Source organism: Amycolatopsis japonica (assembly GCF_000732925.1).
GTDB classification, from domain to species: Bacteria; Actinomycetota; Actinomycetes; order Mycobacteriales; family Pseudonocardiaceae; genus Amycolatopsis; species Amycolatopsis japonica.
This window is the reverse complement of record NZ_CP008953.1, coordinates 1,635,202-1,657,274: the sequence shown is the minus strand read 5'-3', so window position 1 is coordinate 1,657,274 and position 22,073 is coordinate 1,635,202. Positions and strand designations below refer to the sequence as shown.

The following is a 22,073-nucleotide window of genomic DNA, read 5'->3' as shown; positions in this document are numbered from 1 at the left end:
TCTGTGCCTGCGACTCACTGTTGACGGTCACGCCGTTGTGCCCGGTTGCGCCGCAGTTTAGACCTGGTGACAGGGGATTGTTAACTCGCCCGTAATCCCGCGAAAACGAGATCGAGGAGCCGTTCGAGGCCCTTGTCACCCGAAAGGTGTTCGCTGGCCCAGGAAAGCGCGTGCAGCAGCACCAGTAATTCGTGCACTGTGACGTCGGCCCGGAGCTCCCCCGAAGCCTTCGCCCTTTCCACCAGTTGGGACACCTGGTCACGCATGGCGTGGCAGGAGGCGTACAGCGGCGAGGTCTCGTCGTTGAGGACGTCGACCATCAGCTCGGGCAGCCCCCGGTAGCGCGCCGACTGTTCACCCATCCCGGCGAACCAGGCCTTCAACGCCTCCACCGGCTCCGGGGAGCCCAGCAGGTCGCGAGCCGCTTCGGCCTGCGCGTCGAAGCCTTCGCGCAACACCGTCTCGACCAGCGCTTCCCTCGTCGGGAAGTGCCGGTAGAGCGTTCCGATCCCGACTCCGGCCCGGCGCGCGATCTCCTCCAGTGACGCCTCGACGCCGTTCGCGGCGAAGGCGCGCCTCGCTTCTTCGAGGAGGCGCTCGTAGTTGCGCCGGGCGTCCGCCCGCAGCGGCTTCTTCTCGGTGTCCATCGCGCTCCAAAGCCTAGTCTCGACAAATCGGAGGCAGCCTCCGTATAGTCGGGCGGCGTAAGCGGAGGCTGCCTCATGTTAGCTGGGGAGACTGTGATGGACCTGATCGAAGAAACCCGGGAGCGGCTGGGCCCGGTGGGTGTCTGGTTGCCGGTCGGCATGTTCACGCCGACACCCGACGAAGAACGGCGGGCGATCCGACGCCTGGAAGAGCTGGGTTACCGCACCGTTTGGGGTGGCGAGGGGCCCGGCAACCGGGAGCTGTTCGCCTACAGCGCCATCACCCTCGCGGCCACCGAGCGAGTGGTGGTCGGCACCGGGATCGCGAACATCTGGTCGCGGCCCGCGTACACCGCCCACAGCGGCGGGCGCACACTCGCGCAGGCGTTCCCCGGCCGCTTCGTGCTCGGCGTCGGGATCGGCCACTCCTATCAGGCGGCGAAGGCGGGCTCGGACTACCGGCCGCTCGACCAGACCCGTGACTACCTCACGGCCATGGCCGCGGCGGCGGAGGAATTCCCTTCCCCTGTCCCCTTCCCGCGGGTCCTGGCCGCCGTCGGGCCGAAGATGCTCGAACTCGCGCGGGAGCTCACGGACGGGGCGCATCCGTTCGCCCAGCCCTTCGAGCACACGCCGTACTCGCGCGAAATCCTCGGCCGGGACAAGCTGCTCATCCCCACCCATTCGGTTCTGCTCGGCGACCGCGAACAGGCGCGGAAGAGCGTGGCGAGGGACATCGGGCTGATGAAGCAGTACGGCATCCCGCACTATTTCAAGGGCTGGAAGCGGCTCGGCTACACCGACGCGGACATCGACGACGTCAGCGACCGGCTCGTGGACGGGCTGACCGCGTGGGGCGACGAGGAGCGGATCGCCGGGCGGCTCAAGGAACTCGTCGACGCCGGAGCGGACACCGTGCTCGTCAATCCGGTCGGGGACGATCTCACGTCCATCGTGGACCAGCTGGAACGGCTCGCCCCCGCCCTGACGGCGGTGACCCGATGAACGTCGGCATCTGGACGTTTTCTTTCGACGGCAAGGAAATCGGCGAAGTCCGCGAGGCGGCCGCGGAAGTCGAGGAGCTCGGCTACGACACGTTGTGGTTCGGGGAGTATCTGGGCCGGGAGGCGTTCACGCAGGCGGGTCTGCTGCTCGCGGCGACCTCACGGATGACCGTCGCCACCGGCATCGCGCGGTTCTCGCATCGGGCCCCCGTCGCGGCGGCCGCCGCCGAGCGAACCCTCGCCGAGGCGTATCCCGGCCGATTCGTCCTCGGCCTCGGCGGACACCTTCCTGGCGCGAAACCGCTGGAAGGGATGCGCGGCTACCTCGACGAAATGGACGGGACCGAACTGTCCACACCGGACTCCCCGCGCCGGCGTCTGCTGGCCGCGCTGGGGCCGACGATGCTCGCCCTGGCCGCGGAACGCACCGATGGGGCACATTCGTACTTCGTCCCCGTCGAGCACACCGCGCTGGCGCGGGAGGCCATCGGGCCCTCGTCCTTCCTCGCCGTCGAACAGGCCGTCGTGCTGGGATCGGACCGGGAGATCGCGCGGCGGCACGTGTCGATGTACCTGGAACTGGCGGCCCACCATCGGGCGAATCTGCGGCGGTTCGGGTTCACCGAGGCGGACTACGGCTCCGACAAGCTGGTGGACGCGCTGGTCGCCGTCGGGGAGGACGAGATCTCCGCGCGGGTCCAGGCGCATCTGGACGCCGGGGCCGACCACGTCTGCCTGCAGGTCCTGACCGGGGACGAACGGATCCCGCTGGCCGAATGGCGGGTTCTGTCGGGGGTCGGGGGTAGCGTGCGGGAGCGTGACGTCACCGGCTGAGCTCGCCTTCGAGAAGGCACGGGAACTGATCGACGCGCGAGACCTGGCCGGGCTCGCGCGCCTGATCGGCGACCTGCCCACCCTTGTCCACGCGCACGGGAAGAACGGGAACGATCTGCTCGGTATGGCCGCCGCGACCCGCGACGAGCGGCTGTGCCGGATCCTGCTCGACCACGGCGCCGATCCGGCGTCCGCCAACGTGCACGGCTGGACGGCGTTGCACCAGGCCGGGTACGTCGGATTGCCGCTGCTGGTCACGATGCTGCTCGACGCGGGCGCCCCCATCGACGTCCCGGCCCGGGGCGACGGCGGGACACCGCTGGTGGTCGCGCTGTTCTGGGGCCATCGGGAAGCCGCGGAGCTGCTGGCTTCGCGCAGCCTCTCCCCCGGCAACCTCCGGGTGGCGGCGGGGCTCGGCCGGGCCGACCTGCTCGACGAACTGCTCGCACCGGACGGCACGCTCGCCCCCGCGGCGGGCGCGCATCGCGAATTCCACCGGCCGCACAGCGGTTTCCCGGAATGGCGGCCGAGCGAGGATCCGGCCGAGATCGTCGACGAGGCGCTTTCGTGGGCGGCACGGAACGACCGGTCCTCTGCTGTGCGCACCCTGGTGGAACGGGGTGCCCACGTGGACGCCGACGTCTACCGCGGCACGGCGCTGACGTGGGCCGCCGCCCAAGGGAAGGCTTCGGCGATCAAGACCTTGGCGGAGCTGGGCGCTTCGGTCGACCACCGGGGGACGTTCGGCGGGCTTTCGCACGGGGAGGGTGTCACGGCGCTGCATCTGGCCGTGCAGGGCGGGCATGTGGACGCCGTGCGGGCGTTGCTCGACGTCGGAGCGGATCCTTCGCTGGAAGACTCGCTGTACTCGTCGTCGGCCTTGGGGTGGGCCGAGCACTTCGGGCAGACGGAGATCCTGGCGGTGTTGCGGGGCGCCTGAGCCCTGAGGCCGACCTGCGAAAGTCCCCCGCCGTAGGTGTTGCGAAAGCCACTTTCGCAACGTTGAAGGTTGCGAAAGTGGCTTTCGCAACCCCGAGACGGGCGGGACGGTCGCGGAGGCGCCCGACCGGCCGCGCCCGCCCCAACCCGAACGCCATGAAAGGTCCTTTCCTTGCAAAATTTGCAAGGAAAGGACCTTTCATGGCACTGCCGCCGGTCCCCCGAGTGTCATGAAAGGGTCGTTCAGGACGAAAAACGTCAGGAACGGCCCTTTCATGACATCCGTGAGAGACGTGTCCCGATCCTGATGCCCACTGGCCCGCCAGACCCTCGCCGAAAGTACGACGCTCGCCGAACAATGGACCCATGCGAGCGATCAGCCAAAACCGCCTGGGCGGCCCCGAAGTCCTCGAACTCGTCGACGTCGAGAGACCCACCCCGGGCCCGACCCAGATCCTGGTCCGGGTGCACGCCGCCGGCGTCAACCCGGTCGACTGGAAGACCCGCGAGACCGGCGGCATCGGCCCGATGGGCGATCCGCCGTTCATCCTCGGCTGGGACGTGTCCGGCGTGGTCGAGGAGGTCGGCGCGGGCGCTTCCCTGTTCTCCCCCGGCGACGAGGTCTTCGGCATGCCGTCGTTCCCGTTCCAGGCGGGCGCGTACTCGGAATTCGTAGCCGCGCCGAGCCGTCACTTCGCGCGCAAGCCGTCCACTTTGGACCATGCGCACGCGGCCGCGGTCCCGCTCGCGGGACTGACCGTCTGGCAGAGCCTCGTCGACACGGCGGATATCCGGCCAGGGCAACGGGTCCTGATCCACGCGGCGGCGGGCGGCGTCGGGCATCTCGCGGTCCAGATCGCCAAGGCGCGTGGCGCGTACGTGATCGGGACGGCCAGCGCGGCCAAACACGAGTTCCTCCGCGGTCTCGGCGCGGACGAACTCATCGACTACCGCACGACGGATTTCGCCGATGAGGTCCGCGATGTGGACGTCGTCCTCGACACGATCGGCCTGGAGTACGGGCCCCGGTCACTCAAGACGCTGCGCCGCGGCGGCAGGCTCGTCCAGCTCACCCGCACGAACGACGAGCGGATGCCGGAACTGGCCGAGGCGGCCGGAGTCACCGCCGGGTTCACCCTCGCCGAACCGGACCGCACCGGCCTGCTCGCGCTGGCCGAACTCGTCGACAGCGGACGGCTCAAGCCGACCATCGACACGGTGTTCCCGCTGGAAGAGGCCGCGAAAGCCCAAGAACTCGTGGCGGCGGGCAAGACCACGGGGAAGGTGGTGCTCTCCGTCGTGGAATGACCAGTGGACAAGTGGAGTCTGTAGTCCGTATCGTCAAAGGCGGACTACAGACTCCGTTTATGTCCTCCTGGGAGACCTTCATGACCACACCCCGCGACGTCTTCGACGCGCTTTCCGAACGCATCACCGCCCGGCGCTGGGACGAGATTTTCGCGCTCTACGCGGAAGACGCCGTCGTCGAAAACCCGCAGCGACCACCGGTTCCGTCCAGGTACGAGGGCCGCGAGACCCTGCGGAAGAACTTCGGCGGCGGCCTGAACGCGCGCATGGACAGGGCGGATGTCCTGATTCACGGGACAACCGACCCGGAGGTGATCGTCGCCGAGTACCGCAATGTCGGCGAGGCGCTGGACACCGGGAAGTCCTTCGACATCGCCAACATCCAGCTGCTCCGCATGCGCGACGGGCTCATCGTCCATTCACGCGACTACCACGACTACCTGCCGCTCATCGCGGCACAGGACGGCCTGGAAAATCTGAAGAAGGGCTTCGAGACCGCGGAGCGCGAGCTCACACCGGTGCCGCCGCGCCCCGCGTCGACGGCGGATCCGAAGAGCCCGCGCGGCGTTTTCGAGCGGCTCGCGTACGGCGTCGCGGACGGCGACTGGGCCGGATTGCCGGAGCTCTACGCCGAGGAAACCCAGGTCACGCACCTGTTTCTGCCCGGGGCGGAGACCCTGAAGTCGAGGGAAGACCTGCGTGAGCATTTCAAGTTCGGCGAGCGGGGCGCGGTCCGTTTCCAGGTCCGGGATCTGGCGATCCACGAGACCCTCGACCCCGAGGTCGTGATCGGCGAGTTCGACTACCAGGGAACGGCGGGCGGCAGCGCGGAATTCCGCGTTTCCAACATCTTCGTGCTGCGCGTGCGCGACGGACTGATCGTCGAATCACGGGACTACGTCGACCATCTCGCCATCGCGGCCGCGACCGGCCGGCTCGACGAGCTGATCTCCCGGCTCTAGGCAGGCAGGTCGAATTCGCCGTCCCGAACGCCTTTCAGGAACGCGTCCCATTCAGTAGGCGTGAACACGAGCAGATGCCCGTCGGGTTCGACGACCCGGCGCATCGCGGTGTAGGTGACCCCGTCGGCGTGCGGCACCAGCGCGTACTCGACGGCGTCCTTGAGGTTCGCGCCTTCCGGTTCGCCTCGGATCCACACGGCGTCACTCAAGTCCAGGTCGGGCCGGATATGCGCCTTGTCGTCCACCGGCTGCTCACTCATGGTGCCCACGCTATCGCTTTCCGATGTGCAAAACGAAGGGGCCCTTCACCGCATCGCATGCGGTGAAGGGCCCCTTCAGCCCACGACTAGGCGGTTTCGGTGATCGGCCGGTCCACCCACGACATCAGGTCGCGCAGCTTCTTGCCGGTCTCCTCGATCGGGTGCTGGTTGCCCTGCTCCTCGAGCTTGGTGAAGTTCGGCCGCCCGGCCTCGTCTTCGGCGACCCATTCGCGGGCGAACGTGCCGTCCTGGATCTCGCCGAGGATCTTCTTCATCTCTTCCTTGACCGCCGGCGAGATGACGCGCGGGCCGCGGGTCAGGTCGCCGTACTCGGCGGTGTCGGAGATCGAGTAGCGCTGACGCGCGATGCCGCCCTCGTACATGAGGTCGACGATCAGCTTCAGCTCGTGCAGCACCTCGAAGTAGGCGATCTCCGGGGCGTAGCCGGCCTCGGTGAGCACCTCGAAACCGGTCTGCACCAGCGCGGAGGCGCCACCGCAGAGCACGGCCTGCTCGCCGAAGAGGTCGGTCTCGGTCTCCTCGGTGAAGGTCGTCTTGATGACACCGGCGCGGGCGCCACCGATGGCGGCCGCGTAGGAGAGCGCGAGCGCCTGCGCGTTGCCGGAGGCGTCCTGCTCGACCGCGATGAGCGCCGGGACGCCCTTGCCGTCGACGAACTGGCGGCGGACCAGGTGGCCCGGGCCCTTCGGGGCGACCATGGCGACGTCCACGTTCGACGGCGGCTTGATGAGGTCGTAGCGGATGTTGAAGCCGTGCCCGAAGAAGAGCGCGTCGCCGTCCTTGAGGTTCGGCGCGATGTCCTGCTCGTAGATGAAGCGCTGCTTCGTGTCCGGCGCGAGGATCATGATCAGGTCGGCTTCGGCGCTGGCCTCGGCCGGGGTGAGCACGCGGAGACCCTGCTCCTCGGCCTTGGCCCGCGACTTCGAGCCCTCGGGCAGGCCGATGCGGACGTCGACGCCGGAGTCGCGCAGGCTCAGCGAGTGCGCGTGGCCCTGGCTGCCGTAGCCGATCACGGCGACCTTGCGACCCTGGATGATCGAAAGGTCCGCGTCGTCGTCGTAAAAGATTTCCACTGCCATGAGGGGTACTACTTCCTTTCCTGACTTACAAACAAAGTTATCGAGCGGAGGTGGCGGTGATCGAGCGGGAGCCCCGGCCGACCGCGACCATGCCGGACTGGACCAGTTCACGGATGCCGTAGGGCTCCAGCATCCGGAGCAGGGCACCGATCTTGTCCGAGGTCCCGGTGGCTTCGACGGTGAGCGCCTCGGGAGACACGTCCACCACCTTCGCGCGGAACAACTGCACTGTTTCGAGGACCTGGCTGCGCACGGTGTTGTCGGCCCGGACCTTCACGAGCAGCAGTTCACGCTGCACGGCTGTGGACTTTTCCAGTTCCACGATCTTGATGACGTTGACCAGCTTGTTGAGCTGTTTGGTCACCTGTTCGAGCGGTAGCTCCTCAACGGCGACCACGATCGTCATCCGGGACACCTCGGGATTCTCCGTGGGCCCGACGGCGAGGGATTCGATGTTGAAACCACGCCGGGAGAACAGTCCGGAAACCCGCGCGAGGACACCGGGCTTGTTCTCGACCAGAACGCTCAGGGTGTGCACGCTCATCGGGCGTCTCCTTCTGCGGCCGCGTTGATTTCCGCCTCGGCGGCGACTTCGTCGTCGTCGAAGAGCGGGCGGATCCCGCGCACGGCCATGATTTCGTCGTTACCGGTGCCCGCGGCCACCATGGGCCACACCTGGGCATCCTTCCCCACCACGAAATCGATCACGACGGGGCGGTCGTTGATCTCCATGGCGCGCCGGATGGTGGCGTCGACGTCCTCCTTGGTCTCGCAACGGAGCCCGGCGCAGCCGAGCGCCTCCGCGAGGAGGGTGAAGTCGGGGATGCGGTGCTTGTGGGTACCGAGATCGGTGTTGGAGTACCGCTCGGAGTAGAAGAGGTTCTGCCACTGGCGGACCATGCCCAGGTTGCCGTTGTTGATGACGGCGACCTTGATCGGCGCGCCTTCGATGGCGCAGGTGGCCAGTTCCTGGTTCGTCATCTGGAAACAGCCGTCGCCGTCGATGGCCCAGACCTGCTTGTCCGGCACGCCGAACTTGGCGCCCATCGCGGCGGGGACGGCGAAGCCCATCGTGCCGAGGCCGCCCGAGTTGATCCAGGTGCGCGGGTTCTCGTACTTCACGAACTGCGCGGCCCACATCTGGTGCTGGCCGACGCCCGCGGTGTAGACCGCGTCCGGGCCGACGAGCGAACCGATGCGCTCGATGACGTACTGCGGGGACAGCGTCCCGTCCTCGGGCCACTCGTACCCGGCCGGGTAGTCGTCGCGCCAAGCGCTCGCCTGCGTCCACCAGTCCTTCAGGTCCGGCTTCGCGGACTTGTCGGTCTCGGCGCGGACGGCCTCGATCAGCTCGGTGATGATCTCCGCGCAGTCGCCGACGATCGGCACGTCCGCCTTGCGGTTCTTGGAGATCTCGGCCGGGTCGATGTCGGCGTGGACGATGGCGGCGTCCGGCGCGAACGAGGACAGCTGCCCGGTGACGCGGTCGTCGAAGCGCGCGCCGAGGGCGATCAGCAGGTCCGCCCGCTGCATCGCGGCGACCGCGGCGACCGAACCGTGCATCCCCGGCATGCCGAGGTGCTGCGGGTGCGAATCGGGGAACGCGCCGCGCGCCATCAGCGTGGTGACGACGGGGATGCCGGTCAGTTCGGCCAGTTCCATCAGCTGGCGCGAGGCGTCGGCCTTGACCACGCCACCGCCGACGTAGAGGACCGGGCGCCGCGACTTGCTGATCAGCCGCGCGGCCTCGCGGACCTGCTTGCCGTGCGGGCGCAGCGTGGGCCGGTACCCCGGCAGCCGCATCTCCGTCGGCCAGGAGAAGGAGGTCATCTCCTGCAGGACGTCCTTGGGAATGTCCACCAGGACCGGGCCGGGACGGCCGGTCGAGGCGAGGTGGAACGCCTCCGCGATGGTGCGCGGGATGTCCGCCGGGTCGGTGACCAGGAAGTTGTGCTTGGTGATCGGCATCGTGATGCCGCAGATGTCGGCTTCCTGGAAGGCGTCCGTGCCGATCAGCGCGCGGGACTGCTGGCCGGTGATGGCGACGACCGGCACCGAGTCCATGTTCGCGTCGGCCAGCGGGGTGACCAGGTTGGTCGCGCCGGGACCCGAGGTGGCCATGCACACCCCGACCTTGCCGGTCGCCTGCGCGTACCCGGTGGCGGCGTGGCCGGCGCCCTGTTCGTGACGGACCAGGACGTGGCGGACCTTCGTCGAGTCGAGCAGCGGGTCGTACGCCGGGAGAATGGTGCCGCCGGGAATACCGAACACGACCTCCGCGCCCACCGCCTCGAGCGAGCGGACGAGCGACTGCGCGCCCGTGACCCGCACCGGGGTCCCGGCGGGCGGCGCCGGCTTGGGTCGGGCACCGGAGGTACCGGAGTTCGCATCAGCTCGCGAGGTGGCACTAGTCATCGCTGTTTGCCTCGTCTTGTCTAGTCACTCGTTCGGGTATTCATTGGCTGGTTCGGCAGGGAAACTCTATCCAGGCAACAAAAAACCCCCGCCGACCGGAGTGGTCGCACGAGGGTCGCGCGTCGACGCAGCGGAGACTTCCCTAAGCGTCGACGCGCTTGGGAAGTACGAGGCCGGTCTGCGTTGTCACGAGAGTGAAGCTAGCCGGTCGCCGTCAAGAGTGTCAACTCTGCGGGACGGCGATTCCGCATGCTGGACACCTTCGGCGCGTGGTGCGACCCGCGTTCGGGGCCACGGAGGCGGCGGTGCACCATCTTTGACGTGGCAGAAGAAAAGCAGCGGGAACAGGCGAACGAGGACCGCAAGGCCGTCTTCAAAATCCCGAACACGGCATTGCTGGCGATCGCTTTCCTCGTCGTTTGTGTGACGCCTGTCGCGTTCGGCGACGTGCCGTATCTCCAGTGGCTCTACCTCTTCCCGATCGCGCTGGCGGTGTTCGTCATCCGGACCCGCACGACGGCGACGGCCAACGGGCTGGAGGTGCGGACGATGTTCGGGCGGAAGGATCTGCCGTGGACCTCCCTCAAGGGCCTCGCCATCACTGACAAGGCGAAGGTGCAGGCGGTATTGAAGGACGAGACCAAGGTCGCGCTGCCCGCCGTGCGCACCCGTCATCTTCCGGTGATCTCGCTGGTCAGCGCGGGCCGGATGGCCGATCCCTCCGGGCTGACCGACGACCTGGCCGAGGCTCCGGAAAAGCGTGACGATTCCGGGGAGTAGGATTGGTAGGACCAGTTTGGCGCTCGTTCGCCCTGGTCCCCATCCCGAACCTTGGAGTCAGCCGTGCCTCAACTCCGTTCCCGGACCACCACCCACGGCCGCAACGCGGCGGGCGCGCGCTCGCTCTGGCGCGCCACCGGAATGACCGACAGCGACTTCGGCAAGCCGATCGTCGCCATCGCGAACTCCTACACCCAGTTCGTGCCGGGGCACGTGCACCTCAAGGACCTCGGCGAGATCGTGGCCGGCGCGGTGAAGGAGGCGGGCGGTGTCGCCCGCGAGTTCCACACGATCGCCGTCGACGACGGGATCGCCATGGGGCACAGCGGAATGCTCTACTCGCTGCCCTCGCGCGAGATCATCGCCGACTCCGTCGAGTACATGGTGAACGCGCACCAGGCCGACGCGCTGGTCTGCATCTCCAACTGCGACAAGATCACCCCGGGCATGCTGAACGCCGCCATGCGGCTGAACATCCCGGTGGTGTTCGTCTCGGGTGGACCGATGGAGGCCGGGAAGGCCGTGGTCGTCGGCGGGGTCGCGCAGGCGCCGACCGACCTCATCACCGCGATCGCCGCGTCGGCCAGCAGCGAGGTCGACGAAGATGGACTGTCCATTGTGGAGCGCTCGGCCTGCCCGACCTGTGGCTCGTGCTCGGGCATGTTCACCGCGAACTCGATGAACTGTCTCACCGAGGCGCTCGGGCTCTCCCTGCCGGGCAACGGCTCCACCCTCGCCACGCACGCCGCCCGCCGGGCGCTCTTCGAGGACGCCGGGCGCACGGTCGTCGAGCTGTGCAAGCGCTGGTACGAGCAGGACGACGAGTCCGTGCTCCCGCGCTCGATCGCGTCGAAGAAGGCTTTCGAGAACGCGATGGCCCTCGACATGGCGATGGGCGGTTCGACCAACACGGTGCTGCACATCCTCGCCGCCGCGCAGGAGGGCGAGGTCGACTTCACCATCGACGACATCGACGCCATCGGCCGCCGCGTGCCGTGCCTGTCGAAGGTCGCGCCGAACTCGGACTACCACATGGAGGACGTCCACCGGGCAGGCGGAATCCCGGCCATCCTCGGCGAACTGCACCGCGGTGGGCTGCTGAACACCGACGTGCACTCCGTGCACTCGCCGGATCTGGAGTCGTGGCTGTCCACTTGGGACATCCGGGCGAAGGAGCCGTCGGAGCGGGCGATCGAACTGTTCCACGCCGCTCCGGGCGGGGTCCGCACCACGGAGGCGTTCTCCACCGAGAACCGTTGGTCCTCTTTGGACACCGATGCCGCCGGCGGCTGCATCCACGACGTCGAGCACGCCTACACCAAGGACGGTGGGCTCGCGATCCTGCGCGGCAACCTCGCCGAGAACGGCGCCGTCATCAAGTCGGCGGGTATCGACGAGGAACTGTGGCATTTCGAGGGCCCGGCCCGGGTGCTGGAAAGCCAGGAGGAGGCGGTCTCGGCCATCCTCAAGAAGGAGATCCAGCCCGGTGAGGTGCTGGTGATCCGCTACGAAGGCCCGGCGGGCGGCCCGGGGATGCAGGAGATGCTGCACCCGACGGCGTTCCTCAAGGGCTCGGGGCTGGGCAAGAAATGCGCGCTGATCACCGACGGCCGGTTCTCCGGCGGCTCGTCGGGCATCTCGGTCGGGCACATCTCGCCCGAGGCCGCCGCGGGCGGGGCGATCGGCCTGGTCCAGAACGGCGACCGGATCCTGCTCGACGTCCACGAGCGGCGGCTCGAACTGCTCGTCGACGAGGACGTGCTCGCCGAGCGGCGCGCGAAGATGGAGGCGAGCGAGCGGCCGTGGCAGCCGGTCTCGCGGGACCGGAAGGTCACCGCCGCGCTGCGGGCCTACGCGCGGATGGCGACTTCGGCCGACACCGGCGCCGTCCGGGACCCGAACAAGTAGGCCACGAGCTCGCATTGAGAGGACTAAATGCGCAACGAGCGCATTTAGTCCTCTCAATGCGAGCGGTCAGCGGCAGAGGACGATCACCACGACCGAAGCCGCGGCCGACAGGAGCAGCCCGATCAGCCCGAACGAAAGCGGCCGCTTCCGCCACGGGGTGTTGACGTCCAGCGCGATCCGCCCGGAGCCCGCGAGCAGGACGGTCAGCGAGGCCGCGGCCAGCAGGAGCTCGAACTCGAAGCCCTGCCCCTGCTTCTGGAAGAACCCGCCGCCGAACTTCACGTAGACGATGTTCGCGCAGACGCCGAGCAGCGCGGCGGCGCCGATCGGGGTGAACAGGCCCACCAGTACCAGCGCACCGCCGACCACCTCGCTGATCCCGGTGATCCACGAAAGCAGCGTGGTCTGGCTGGTGTAGCCGAAGTCGCCGAGTGCCCTGGCGAAGCCGCCGACCCCAGGGCCGCCGAAGGCACCGAAGAGGTGCTGAAGCCCGTGCGCGCCCATCGTCACGCCGAGCACCACTCGCAGGACGAGCAGACCGAGATCGATCCCGCCCCTGGTCTCCGCCGGGCCGGGGCCGCTGTCGGCGTCGGCCACGTCCGAGATCATGCTGGTCTGATAGTCATCGCTCACGCGCGAAGGGTAGGGGAAACCGGCCCGTCAGGCGACCGAACCGCCGGAGCGGCTCAGAACAAGGTCGCGGGCTCGACCGGTTCGGGCTCCGGCAGCGGGTCGAGACCGGGCACCAAGGCGCGCACGTCGTCGTGGAAGCGGCGGGCGAGCGCCGGGGCGTCGTCGTTGTCGGGGGTGTGCACGAAGACCGTCGGAGACCGGCCCTCGCGCAGCCATCCGGCGACCACCTCGGTCCACGGCCGCCATCCCTCGACGGTCACTTCGGTCGCATCGCGGCCCAGGTAGCGGACGATCGGGCGGTCGGTGAGCGCCCGTGTCCGCCGCGGCAGACGGGGTTTCTTCGCCCAGGCGTCCTGTTCGGCTTCGCTGACCGGCGGACTCGCGAAGAAGACCGTGGTGTCGAACGGCACCCATTCGGCGCCCGCGTCGGTCAGTGCCGTCTCCAGGAGCGCCGTCGCGCGGGCGTCGCTGTGAAACCCGGGGTGCCGCACCTCCACGGCGCGCCGGATGCCGGCGGGGAGACGGCGCAGGAAGCGGCCGAGGGCGTCGACGTCCGGCGGGCCGAACGAGCCGGGCAGCTGGGTCCACAGGACCGCCCGCTCGCCGAGGGGTTCGATCGCGTCGAGGAACGCCCGCATCTCGGTCTCGACCCCGGCAAGCCGTTTCTCGTGCGTGACGACCTTGGGCAGCTTGACCACGAACCGGAAACCGGGACCGGTCTGCCGCGCCCACGTCTCGACGGTTTCCCTCGCGGGGGTCGCGTAGAAGGTCGTGTTGCCCTCGACCGCGTTGCACCAGCCGGCGTAGGCCCGCAGGCGTTCCCCGGCGGGCGACGACCGCGGCACGAACCGGCCCGCCCACGCCTTGTGCGTCCACATCGCGCACCCGACATGAAGATTCGCCACGATGCTCAGTATTCGCCGTGGACCAGGTTCTTCGGCAACTCCCCGCCCAGATAGTGGCTCAGTTCCCGGACCACCACCGCGTAGGCGCGCTGCCGCCGCCCGCTCACAGCGCCCGCGACGTGCGGCGTCAGCAGCAGTCCCGGCACGTCCCACAGCGGGTGTCCCTCGGGCAGGGGCTCCGGGTCGGTGACGTCGAGGGCGGCACGCAGTCGTCCCGACGCGAGTTCCGCGACGAGCGCGCCGGTGTCCACGACCGGCCCCCTCGACACGTTGACGAGGATCGCGTCGTCCGGCATAGCGGCCAGGAACTCCGCGTCGGCCATGCCCCGCGTATGCGGTGTGAGCGGCACCATCAGGACGGTGATGTCGTGGTCGGGCAGCAGCCCGGGGAGTTCGTCGTTGCCGTGGACGCCCTCGCGGGCCGTCGCGCCCACCATCGTGCAGCGCACGTCGAACGTCTCCAGCCGACGGCGCAGATGCCTGCCGAGGTCGCCCGCGCCGACGATGAGTGCCCGCTTGCCCTGCAGGGTGTCGGTGATCCGGCGTTCCCAGTGCTTCCGCCGGTGGCCGTCGGCGAAACCGCCGAGGTCTCGGTAGATGGTCAAGAGGACCGCGACGACCCACTCGGCCGAGCTTCCGCCGTGCGCGCCGCGGCAGGTCGAGAGCAGCACGCCGTCCGGTACCTTGCCGACCCAGTCCTCGGCACCCGCCGCCAGCAGCTGCACGAGTTTGACGTTCGGCAGTTCGCGCCAGAGTTCCTCGCTGGGCCCCTCGCCGGTCACCAGGACCTCGGCCTCGGCGGCTTCGGCGGGCACCGGCTCCCCGCGGCGGTACACCACCGGACGCACGCCCTCGATCTCCGAAAGCGCGGCCACTCCCTCTTCGTCGGGCACGAGAACGGTCACAGTCATGATCACAACGGTATCGAGGAGCTCTTACCCGTGGCTCACGTACGCCCGCCTAGGCTGGTCCCGTGCGTACCCGGTACCGGCGGAAATGGACCGCGCCGCTGGCCATACTGGCCTGCGGCGCCCTGCTGCTCTCCGGTTGCGCCGAATTCGACAACACCGCCGCCGGGCAGAAGTTCACCCCGGTCAACCCGCCGTCCCCCGAGGTCCCGCCGCAGATCGGGCCGGGCGGTGAAGCGGGCGACGCCGGTCCAGGCCGGGGAAACGGGCCGAACCAGGCACCGACGCCGGTCCCGCCGCCGCAGGGCTGCAAGGACTTCGACAAGGCCGTCATCGCGACCTGCCTGGACACCGTCGCCGCCGTGGCCGCGATCCCCGGCGACGGCACCGCGCCCAGCGCGCTCGCCGGAGAACGCAAGAGCGGCCGGATCCTGCTCGCCGCCGCGGAGAAGGACCCGGCCGACTGGGCGACCGTCCCCGTGGACGGCTCCGGCGACGGCGGCCTCACCTCGCTCGCGCTCTCCCCTGGTTTCGCGGAAGACCAGCTCGTCTTCGCCTACATCACCACGCCGACCGACAACCGGGTCGTCCGCCTGGCGAAGGGCCAGGCTCCGAAACCGGTGCTGACCGGGATCCCCAAGGGGGCCACCGGCAACCGCGGCGCGATCGGCACCGACGCCAAGGGCGCGCTCCTGGTCGCCACCGGCGACGCGGGCAACCCCGGGCTCGCGGCCGATCCGGCGTCGCTGGCCGGGAAGGTGCTGCGCATCGACACCTCCGGCAAACCGGCGCCGGGCAACCCCACGGCGGGTTCCGCGGTCTTCTCCACCGGCGTGCACTCCCCCGGCGGGATCTGCCGCGACCAGGCCGGTTCCCGGGTGTGGCTCACCGACCGGCTGGCCGACAAGGACGTCCTGTACCGGCTTCGCGGCGGCCAGCCGCTGACCACCCCGGCCTGGAGCTGGACCGACAAACCCGGTGTCGCGGGGTGCGCGGATTTCGTCGGCACCACCGGGTATCTCTCGATCACCACGTCCATCGCGGGCAACCTGCAGAACCTGCCGGTCACTCCGGACGGGGCGGTGACCGGCAAGCCCAACGTCGTCATGGACGGCAAGGTCGGCAAGCCGCCGAAGACCTTCGGCAGGCTGTCCGCGATGAGCATGGTCAACCCGCAGATCGCGCTCGCCGGGACGGTCAACAAGGACGGCGGTTCCCCGGTTTCGAGCGACGACCGCGTCGTCATCATCACGCCGTCGGCCAGTTCCGGCGGGGGTGGCAAGGACTGAGCGGCCCTAGCGGGACGGCCGCGGGTGGGGCGCCGGGATGAACCGGGTGAACGACGGCGGCATCGCCTTTTCCTTACCCTGCGGGTCGAACAGCTCCGGCACGAGCCGGTAGTCCGGGCCCAGCGCGTTCGCGGCGGCGGTGAGCAGGCGCGGTTCGGTGGACGGCCAGCGGCCGGTGTCCACGCGGGACAGCAGGGTGCGCAGCAGGACGATCTCCTCGGCCGCGTTGAACGAGCAATGACCGCCCCGGTTCACGTAGGTCTGCCGCAGCAGAGCGGGATCGCCGTTGCGCCGGACCTGATCGCCGTACCACCGGGCCTGGCCGGCCACGGCGCCGCCGTCACCGGTGGTGTGCGTGGTCAGCACGGGTGACGGCGTGATGCCGCGCGCCACGGTGATGCGCTGCATGTAGGCCTGCGCCTTCGGATCCGCCGAAATCCGCGGGGCCGCGGCGAGCCGGTCGAGGTCGGCTTCCAGATCCACGCCGCCCGTCCGGTAGGCCTGCCGGACCAGGTCGAGACCGGCGGACCGGACGAGCTGACGCCGGTAGTCGATCCCGATGTTCGACGACGGGTTCCCGCCTGCCCGGCGCTCGATTTCGGGACGCGCGCCCGGTCCGTAGCCGTACAGGTAGGCGCCGGTGACCCACATCGCCTGCTGGGCCAGACGGTCGGCGGACGCCGTCGGCTCCGGCTCGTGGGCGAGCGCCCAGCCCGGCACGGCGCCCAGCGCTCCGGCCAGCGCGATCCGCGCCCGGTCCGCGTCGGTCTTCTGCGCTTCGGCCACGACGGCTTCGAGTGCCGCCTGCGCGGCCTGCGGATCACGCGGCCGGACCAGGTCGATGTCCGCGTCCGGCGCCAGCAATGTCTTGAGCGCGAAGAGCATGTCCAGCGCGCTGTTCCACGTTCCGTGCGCGTCGTACTCGCCGCACTGCGCCAGGACACCGTCGAACCGGCCCGGGTTGTTCTCGGCCAGCTTCAAAGAGATCACGGCGCCCATGGACATTCCGCTCGTGACGGTCCGCCGCGGTTTGCCCACGTTGGTCTCGAACCAGTCCAGCAGCGCGATCTGGTCGGTCAAGGCTTCTTCGATCGCGTGCCCGAAGGTGCCCTTGTAGTTCGACGCGGCCAGCGCGTAACCCTGGTCCAGCAACCAAGACTCGGTCTCGGGTCTGGTGGCCAGCATGATCTGCTTCGGCGCCCACGGGTCCACGTAGAGCCCGTGGCTGTAGAGCACCAGCGTGCCGTTCCAGCGTTTCGGCACTTTGACCAGGTAATCGGCGCCGTCGATGGTGCCCTCGTGGGTCCGCGGGCGCTCTCCGGCGGCCGCGGGCGCGGCGGTGAACAGCGCGCCGAGGAGGACTGCGACGAGCACGGTGACGAGTGTCCTGCGTGAAGTGGTCATGCAGGACAAAATAGGTGACCAAATGGTCACATGTCAATCCGGTACTCCGTCCGCCTCCCGCACATCCCGTAACCGTCCTCTTCGGACGGACCGGCGACCCGCACGCCGGACTGCTCCAAGTGGCTCGCGTCGCCGTTCGCGAGCGCCCTCAAATGCTCGCCGGTCAGCTCGGCGGCGGCCAGCGCACCGGATCGCCAGCGCGGGAGCCAGGCCTCGACCTTCGGCGCGACCAACGCGACGGCCGCGCGATGGAACTCCCTGAGCGGGCCGGGATCTCCCGCGACGAGCGCGTCCCGGATCGGCAGGTAGCCCTCGATCGCGAGGTCACGGCGACGACGGGCCGCGTCGTCGTCGGCGGGCATCGCGGCGGCCTTCGCGTACGCGTCCGGGTCGGCGAGGACCGGCGGCGGGAAGGTGAACACCGCGTCACCCGCTTCGGGCAGTCCACTGTTCTGCATCAGCACGGTGATGCGGAGTTCGTCGCGTTGCACCATCCGATGGACCGTGCCGGGCGCGAACCACGCGACGACACCGGCTTCGAGTTCGGTCTCCCGGTAGCCGCCGACGTCGAGCGTCTGCACAGCGCCGCGTCCGCCAGTGACGACGTAGGCCTCGGTGCAGGCGAGATGAAGATGCGGGCTGCCACCGCACACCCCGTCCGCGGCTTCCCATTCATAAGCGCACAGATGGGAAAGTCCGATGCCACCAGGAAGCGGGAACACGGTGACCTCCTCTTGAGAGAAAGCGCTTTCTCAACGCCCCCTTCTCGCATTCAGAGGACTAAATGCGAGAAGGGGGACTCAGGGACGGCGGGTGCGGGTCTCGGCACGCAGGCGCCGGACGTCGAAGAACGCCACGACGACGGAGACCGCGGCGGCCACCAGGCCGAGATGGCGACCGAGGCCGCTCCCGATTTCGATACCGGCGGCGGAAAGGATCCCGCGCTGGTCGGCGTCGAACTGCCAGTCGAGGGTGGTCCAGCCGAGCACCATCAGCAGCAGCGCGCCGATGGCCGCCATCAGCCACAGATGCGGCAGGCCCGCCCGGCGGACGGCGTCGACACGGCCGAACAGCACGACCGCGAGGCCGGGAAGGAACAGGAGGAACACCGGCGCCCAAGCGAGAAAACCGGAACGCCACGCGTCGCGCGTGACGTCGGTGGCGGGCAACGTCCTCAGCACGTCTTCGATTTCCGGGCGCGAGGCGGTCAGCGTCGTCCACGGAAGGAACAAGGCCACCAGCGCGAGCAGCCCGGCCGCGAGGCCGAGCCACTCACGCCAGGTGACCTTCTTCAAAGCGAGATCAGGCACCGACTCGCTCGACGATCAGTTCGCGCACGCGCTTGGCGTCGGCCTGGCCCTTGGTGGCCTTCATGACCGCGCCGACGATCGCCCCGGCCGCGGCCACCTTGCCGCCGCGGATCTTCTCGGCGACGTCGGGCTGCGCGGCCAGCGCCTCGTCGACCGCCGCGATGAGCGCGGAGTCGTCGGAGACGACCTTCAGGCCGCGCTTCTCGACGACCTCGGACGGCGATCCCTCGCCGGCGAGCACGCCCTGCACGACCTCCTTGGCCAGCTTGTTGGTCAGCTCACCGGCGTTGACCAGCGCGATGACCTCGGCCAGCTGCGCCGGGGTGATCGCCAGCTCGGCCAGCTCGATCTCGCGGGAGTTGGCCTCCTGCGCCAGCGTGTTGACCCACCAGCTGCGGGCCTCGTCCGGCGTCGCGCCCGCCTCGACGGTCGCGGCGACCAGATCGACCGCGCCGACGTTGAGCAGGTCGCGCAGCGCCTCGTCGGTCAGGCTCCACTCCCGCTGGATGCGCTTGCGGCGCTCCGACGGCATTTCCGGCAGCGTCTTGCGCAACTCCTCGACCCATTCGCGCGACGGCGCGATCGGGACCAGGTCGGGCTCCGGGAAGTACCGGTAGTCCTCGGCGGTCTCCTTGGTGCGGCCCGACGACGTGGTGCCGTCGGCCTCCTGGAAGTGCCGCGTCTCCTGCTTGATGGAGCCGCCCTCGGCGAGGATCGCCGCCTGGCGGGTCATCTCGTAGCGCACGGCGCGCTCGACACTGCGCAGGGAGTTCACGTTCTTGGTCTCGGTACGCGTGCCGAACTCGGTCGCGTCCTTGGCCATCAGCGAAACGTTCGCGTCGCAGCGCAGGGACCCCTGGTCCATGCGGACGTCCGAGACGTCCAGCGCGCTCAGCAGGTCACGCAGGGCGCTCACGTACGCGCGGGCGACCTCGGGGGCGCGGCCGCCGGTGTGCTCGATCGTCTTGGTGACGATCTCGATCAGCGGCACGCCGGCGCGGTTGTAGTCGAGCAGCGAGTGCTCGGCGCCGTGGATCCGGCCGGTGGCGCCGCCGACGTGCAGCGACTTGCCGGTGTCCTCCTCCATGTGGGCACGCTCGATCTCGACGCGCACGACCTCACCGTCGTCCAGCGTCACGTCGAGGTAGCCGTTGAAGGCGATCGGCTCGTCGTACTGCGAGGTCTGGAAGTTCTTCGGCATGTCCGGGTAGAAGTAGTTCTTCCGGGCGAACCGGCACCATTCGGCGATCTCGCAGTTGAGCGCGAGGCCGATGCGGATCGCGCCCTCGACCGCCTTGCCGTTCACGACCGGCAGCGAACCGGGCAGGCCGAGACAGGTCGGGCACACCTTGGTGTTCGGCTCGCCGCCGAACTCGTTGGCGCAGCCGCAGAACATCTTGGTGTTCGTGTTCAGCTCGACGTGCACCTCGAGGCCCAGCACCGGGTCGAACCGCTCGATGACGTCGGCGTAGTCCATCAACTCAACCACGGCGGTCACTTCTTTCCTCCCAGCTCCGGAACCTCGTGCACCAGCGAGCCACCGTTGGCGGCGTCGCGCGCGACCTCGTAGGCGGCGCCGACGCGGTACAGCCGGTCGTCGGCCATCGCCGGGGCCATGATCTGCAGGCCGACCGGCAGGCCGTCCTCATGCGACAGTCCACTCGGGACACTCATCGCGGCGTTGCCGGCGAGGTTCGACGGGATGGTGCAGAGGTCCGCCAGGTACATCGCCATCGGGTCGTCGACGCGCTCGCCGATCTTGAACGCCGTGGTCGGCGTGGTCGGCGAGACCAGCACGTCCACCTTTTCGTACGCGGCTTCGAAGTCGCGCGTGATGAGCGTGCGGACCTTCTGCGCCGAGCCGTAGTACGCGTCGTAGTAGCCCGAGGAAAGCGCGTACGTGCCGAGCATGATGCGGCGCTTGACCTCGGGGCCGAAGCCCTTCTCGCGGGTCAGCGACATGACCTCTTCGGCGCTGTGCGCGCCGTCGTCGGACACGCGCAGGCCGTAGCGCATGGCGTCGAACCGGGCGAGGTTCGACGAGCACTCGCTCGGCGCGATCAGGTAGTACGCGGGCAGCGCGTAGGTGAAGTTCGGGCACGAGACCTCGACGACCTCGGCGCCGAGCGCGCGCAGCTGCTCGACGGCGGCCTCGAACGACCGCAACACGCCCGGCTGGTAGCCGTCGCCGGCGAATTCCTTCACCACGCCGACGCGGACGCCCTTGAGGTCACCGGTCAGGCCCTGCCGGGCCGCGGCGACCACCGGCGGGACCGGCGCGTCGATCGAGGTCGAGTCCATCGGGTCGTACCCGGCGATGACCTCGTGCAGCAGGGCGGCGTCGAGCACCGTCCGCGCGCAGGGACCGGCCTGGTCGAGCGAGGAGGAGAAGGCGACGAGACCGTAGCGGGAGACACCGCCGTACGTCGGCTTCACGCCGACGGTGCCGGTGACCGCGCCGGGCTGGCGGATCGAGCCGCCGGTGTCGGTGCCGATCGCGATCGCGGCCTCGAACGCCGCGATGGACGCCGAGGAGCCACCGCCGGAACCGCCCGGGATGCGGGCGTGGTCCCACGGGTTGTGGGTCGGGCCGAACGCGGAGTTCTCCGTGGAGGAGCCCATCGCGAACTCGTCCATGTTGGTCTTGCCGAGCACCACGACACCGGCCTCGCGCAGCTTGCGCGTCACGGTGGCGTCGTACGGCGGGATCCAGTTCTCCAGGGTCTTCGAACCGACCGTGGTCGGGATGCCCTTGGTGGTCAGCACGTCCTTGAGCGCCAGCGGGACACCGGCGAGGGCCGACTTCGGCGCCTTGCCCTCGGCGACGTCGGCGTCCACCGCGCGGGCGGCTTCGAGCGCGCCCTCGGTGTCGACGTGCAGGAACGCGTGGATGTGGTCGTCGACCTCGGCGATCCGGTCCAGGTGGGCCTGTGCGACCTCGACGGCCGAGACCTCACGGGACTGGATCTTCTCCGCCAGCTCGGCGGCGGTGAGCTTGATGAGTTCGGTCACTGTTCTTCTCCCAGAATCCGCGGCACCCGGAAACGACCCTCTTCGCTGGCCGGCGCACCGGCCAGCGCCTGCTGCTGGGTCAGCCCCGGTCGGACCGTGTCCTCACGGAACACGTTGGTCAGCGGCACGGCGTGCGACGTGGGCGGGACATCCTCGCCTGCGACCTCGCTCACCTTGGCCACCGAGTCCAGGATCTGGTCGAGCTGGCCTGCGAAGACGTCCAGCTCCTCTTCGGTGACGGCAAGCCTGGCCAGCTTGGCGAGGTGTGCGACCTCGTCGCGGGAAATGTTGGGCACGCGGGTGACTCCCGGGGTGTGCTGTGCGGGTTCTGTCGGAAGCTGCAAGTCTATGGTGGCGGCGTCGGCGAACTCGACTGGGTTATGCCGCGGCCTGCGCTCCCATGTCGGGTAAGGAGTGCCTGGTTCGTTATCCCGCGCCCCGGACGTCGGGTCCCA

Annotated in this window: 22 protein-coding genes; 8 read left to right on the top strand and 14 right to left on the bottom strand. The window is 69.3% G+C overall.

Annotated features, from left to right (window positions below; genetic code table 11):
- Positions 1–80: 80 nt before the first annotated feature.
- Positions 81–647, bottom strand: coding sequence for a TetR/AcrR family transcriptional regulator (locus AJAP_RS08205; protein ID WP_038509374.1), 567 nt, complete (start codon positions 645–647; stop codon positions 81–83).
- A 96-nt stretch (positions 648–743) separates the two neighbouring features.
- On the opposite strand from AJAP_RS08205, the gene AJAP_RS08200 reads away from it, so the two are divergent.
- The 5 genes from AJAP_RS08200 (at position 744) to AJAP_RS08180 (ending at position 5,694) form a co-directional block, all read left to right on the top strand.
- A complete protein-coding gene (locus tag AJAP_RS08200) occupies positions 744–1,652 on the top strand; it encodes a TIGR03620 family F420-dependent LLM class oxidoreductase (protein WP_038509372.1) in 909 nt (302 codons plus the stop codon).
- Positions 1,649–2,485, top strand: a complete 837-nt coding sequence (locus AJAP_RS08195) for a TIGR03620 family F420-dependent LLM class oxidoreductase (RefSeq protein WP_038509371.1) — start codon at positions 1,649–1,651, stop codon at positions 2,483–2,485. Before AJAP_RS08200 ends, AJAP_RS08195 begins: the two co-directional genes overlap by 4 nt.
- Complete coding sequence (locus AJAP_RS08190) at positions 2,469–3,425, top strand: ankyrin repeat domain-containing protein (protein ID WP_038509370.1); 957 nt, start codon at positions 2,469–2,471, stop codon at positions 3,423–3,425. The genes AJAP_RS08195 and AJAP_RS08190 overlap by 17 nt, the downstream gene beginning before the upstream one ends.
- 365 nt (positions 3,426–3,790) lie before the next feature.
- A complete protein-coding gene (locus AJAP_RS08185) occupies positions 3,791–4,732 on the top strand; it encodes an NADP-dependent oxidoreductase (RefSeq protein ID WP_038509368.1) in 942 nt (313 codons plus the stop codon).
- Positions 4,733–4,812: 80 nt separating this feature from the next.
- Positions 4,813–5,694, top strand: a complete 882-nt coding sequence (locus AJAP_RS08180; protein ID WP_038522650.1) for a nuclear transport factor 2 family protein — start codon at positions 4,813–4,815, stop codon at positions 5,692–5,694.
- Here the strand turns inward: AJAP_RS08180 and AJAP_RS08175 are convergent.
- From AJAP_RS08175 to AJAP_RS08160, 4 genes are all read right to left on the bottom strand, one after another.
- A complete protein-coding gene (locus tag AJAP_RS08175; protein ID WP_038522647.1) occupies positions 5,691–5,954 on the bottom strand; it encodes a DUF397 domain-containing protein in 264 nt (87 codons plus the stop codon). The two genes, AJAP_RS08180 and AJAP_RS08175, sit on opposite strands and share 4 nt — an antisense overlap.
- A gap of 86 nt (positions 5,955–6,040) precedes the next feature.
- On the bottom strand, positions 6,041–7,054 hold the full coding sequence (gene ilvC / locus AJAP_RS08170) for a ketol-acid reductoisomerase (protein WP_016336537.1): 1,014 nt from the start codon (positions 7,052–7,054) through the stop codon (positions 6,041–6,043).
- A 37-nt stretch (positions 7,055–7,091) separates the two neighbouring features.
- Positions 7,092–7,598: an acetolactate synthase small subunit gene (gene ilvN / locus AJAP_RS08165; protein ID WP_005162051.1), complete on the bottom strand. Its 507-nt coding sequence runs from the start codon at positions 7,596–7,598 to the stop codon at positions 7,092–7,094.
- Entirely contained in the window at positions 7,595–9,469 is a 1,875-nt protein-coding gene (locus tag AJAP_RS08160; protein WP_038509367.1) for an acetolactate synthase large subunit, read from the bottom strand. Before AJAP_RS08160 ends, ilvN begins: the two co-directional genes overlap by 4 nt.
- A gap of 321 nt (positions 9,470–9,790) precedes the next feature.
- Here AJAP_RS08160 and AJAP_RS08155 point away from each other — a divergent pair, with 321 nt between their 5' ends.
- On the top strand, positions 9,791–10,249 hold the full coding sequence (locus AJAP_RS08155; protein ID WP_038509366.1) for a PH domain-containing protein: 459 nt from the start codon (positions 9,791–9,793) through the stop codon (positions 10,247–10,249).
- A gap of 63 nt (positions 10,250–10,312) precedes the next feature.
- Positions 10,313–12,157, top strand: a complete 1,845-nt coding sequence (ilvD, locus tag AJAP_RS08150; protein WP_038509365.1) for a dihydroxy-acid dehydratase — start codon at positions 10,313–10,315, stop codon at positions 12,155–12,157.
- Between the two features lie 66 nt (positions 12,158–12,223).
- On the opposite strand, the gene AJAP_RS08145 is transcribed toward ilvD, so the two are convergent.
- The 3 genes from AJAP_RS08145 to AJAP_RS08135 form a co-directional block, all read right to left on the bottom strand.
- Positions 12,224–12,766, bottom strand: a complete 543-nt coding sequence (locus AJAP_RS08145; RefSeq protein ID WP_038509364.1) for a DoxX family protein — start codon at positions 12,764–12,766, stop codon at positions 12,224–12,226.
- Positions 12,767–12,843: 77 nt separating this feature from the next.
- Entirely contained in the window at positions 12,844–13,668 is an 825-nt protein-coding gene (locus AJAP_RS08140; RefSeq protein ID WP_038509362.1) for a DUF72 domain-containing protein, read from the bottom strand.
- A gap of 32 nt (positions 13,669–13,700) precedes the next feature.
- Positions 13,701–14,606 carry a 2-hydroxyacid dehydrogenase gene (locus AJAP_RS08135; protein ID WP_038522644.1) on the bottom strand — a complete coding sequence of 302 codons (906 nt, stop codon included), beginning with the start codon at positions 14,604–14,606 and terminating at the stop codon, positions 13,701–13,703.
- A 62-nt stretch (positions 14,607–14,668) separates the two neighbouring features.
- On the opposite strand from AJAP_RS08135, the gene AJAP_RS08130 reads away from it, so the two are divergent.
- Complete coding sequence (locus AJAP_RS08130) at positions 14,669–15,892, top strand: PQQ-dependent sugar dehydrogenase (protein ID WP_038509359.1); 1,224 nt, start codon at positions 14,669–14,671, stop codon at positions 15,890–15,892.
- Between the two features lie 6 nt (positions 15,893–15,898).
- Here the strand turns inward: AJAP_RS08130 and AJAP_RS08125 are convergent, their stop codons facing one another.
- The 6 genes from AJAP_RS08125 to gatC all read right to left on the bottom strand — a co-directional run bounded on the left by AJAP_RS08125 (position 15,899) and on the right by gatC (position 21,914).
- Positions 15,899–17,296, bottom strand: a complete 1,398-nt coding sequence (locus tag AJAP_RS08125) for an alpha/beta hydrolase family protein (RefSeq protein ID WP_038509358.1) — start codon at positions 17,294–17,296, stop codon at positions 15,899–15,901.
- 26 nt (positions 17,297–17,322) lie between these two features.
- Entirely contained in the window at positions 17,323–18,018 is a 696-nt protein-coding gene (locus AJAP_RS08120) for a cupin domain-containing protein (RefSeq protein WP_038509356.1), read from the bottom strand.
- Positions 18,019–18,096: 78 nt separating this feature from the next.
- Positions 18,097–18,606, bottom strand: a complete 510-nt coding sequence (locus tag AJAP_RS08115) for a hypothetical protein (protein ID WP_038509354.1) — start codon at positions 18,604–18,606, stop codon at positions 18,097–18,099.
- The gene (gene gatB / locus AJAP_RS08110) at positions 18,599–20,104 is read right to left on the bottom strand and encodes an Asp-tRNA(Asn)/Glu-tRNA(Gln) amidotransferase subunit GatB (RefSeq protein WP_038509351.1); all 1,506 of its coding nucleotides are present in this window, start codon (positions 20,102–20,104) and stop codon (positions 18,599–18,601) included. The genes AJAP_RS08115 and gatB overlap by 8 nt, the downstream gene beginning before the upstream one ends.
- Positions 20,101–21,618 carry an Asp-tRNA(Asn)/Glu-tRNA(Gln) amidotransferase subunit GatA gene (gatA, locus tag AJAP_RS08105; RefSeq protein WP_038509349.1) on the bottom strand — a complete coding sequence of 506 codons (1,518 nt, stop codon included), beginning with the start codon at positions 21,616–21,618 and terminating at the stop codon, positions 20,101–20,103. The genes gatB and gatA overlap by 4 nt, the downstream gene beginning before the upstream one ends.
- A complete protein-coding gene (gene gatC / locus AJAP_RS08100) occupies positions 21,615–21,914 on the bottom strand; it encodes an Asp-tRNA(Asn)/Glu-tRNA(Gln) amidotransferase subunit GatC (RefSeq protein ID WP_005162012.1) in 300 nt (99 codons plus the stop codon). Before gatC ends, gatA begins: the two co-directional genes overlap by 4 nt.
- Positions 21,915–22,073: the final 159 nt, after the last annotated feature.

Coding starts and splice junctions, on each gene's coding strand:
- AJAP_RS08180 (WP_038522650.1), top strand. CDS start 4,813: ATGACCACACCCCGCGACGTCTTCGACGCGCTTTCCGAACGCATCACC.
- AJAP_RS08200 (WP_038509372.1), top strand. CDS start 744: ATGGACCTGATCGAAGAAACCCGGGAGCGGCTGGGCCCGGTGGGTGTC.
- AJAP_RS08140 (WP_038509362.1), bottom strand. CDS start 13,668: ATGTGGACGCACAAGGCGTGGGCGGGCCGGTTCGTGCCGCGGTCGTCG.
- AJAP_RS08145 (WP_038509364.1), bottom strand. CDS start 12,766: ATGATCTCGGACGTGGCCGACGCCGACAGCGGCCCCGGCCCGGCGGAG.
- AJAP_RS08125 (WP_038509358.1), bottom strand. CDS start 17,296: ATGACCACTTCACGCAGGACACTCGTCACCGTGCTCGTCGCAGTCCTC.
- ilvN (WP_005162051.1), bottom strand. CDS start 7,598: ATGAGCGTGCACACCCTGAGCGTTCTGGTCGAGAACAAGCCCGGTGTC.
- AJAP_RS08135 (WP_038522644.1), bottom strand. CDS start 14,606: ATGACTGTGACCGTTCTCGTGCCCGACGAAGAGGGAGTGGCCGCGCTT.
- ilvC (WP_016336537.1), bottom strand. CDS start 7,054: ATGGCAGTGGAAATCTTTTACGACGACGACGCGGACCTTTCGATCATC.
- AJAP_RS08205 (WP_038509374.1), bottom strand. CDS start 647: ATGGACACCGAGAAGAAGCCGCTGCGGGCGGACGCCCGGCGCAACTAC.
- AJAP_RS08160 (WP_038509367.1), bottom strand. CDS start 9,469: ATGACTAGTGCCACCTCGCGAGCTGATGCGAACTCCGGTACCTCCGGT.
- AJAP_RS08195 (WP_038509371.1), top strand. CDS start 1,649: ATGAACGTCGGCATCTGGACGTTTTCTTTCGACGGCAAGGAAATCGGC.
- AJAP_RS08175 (WP_038522647.1), bottom strand. CDS start 5,954: ATGAGTGAGCAGCCGGTGGACGACAAGGCGCATATCCGGCCCGACCTG.
- AJAP_RS08185 (WP_038509368.1), top strand. CDS start 3,791: ATGCGAGCGATCAGCCAAAACCGCCTGGGCGGCCCCGAAGTCCTCGAA.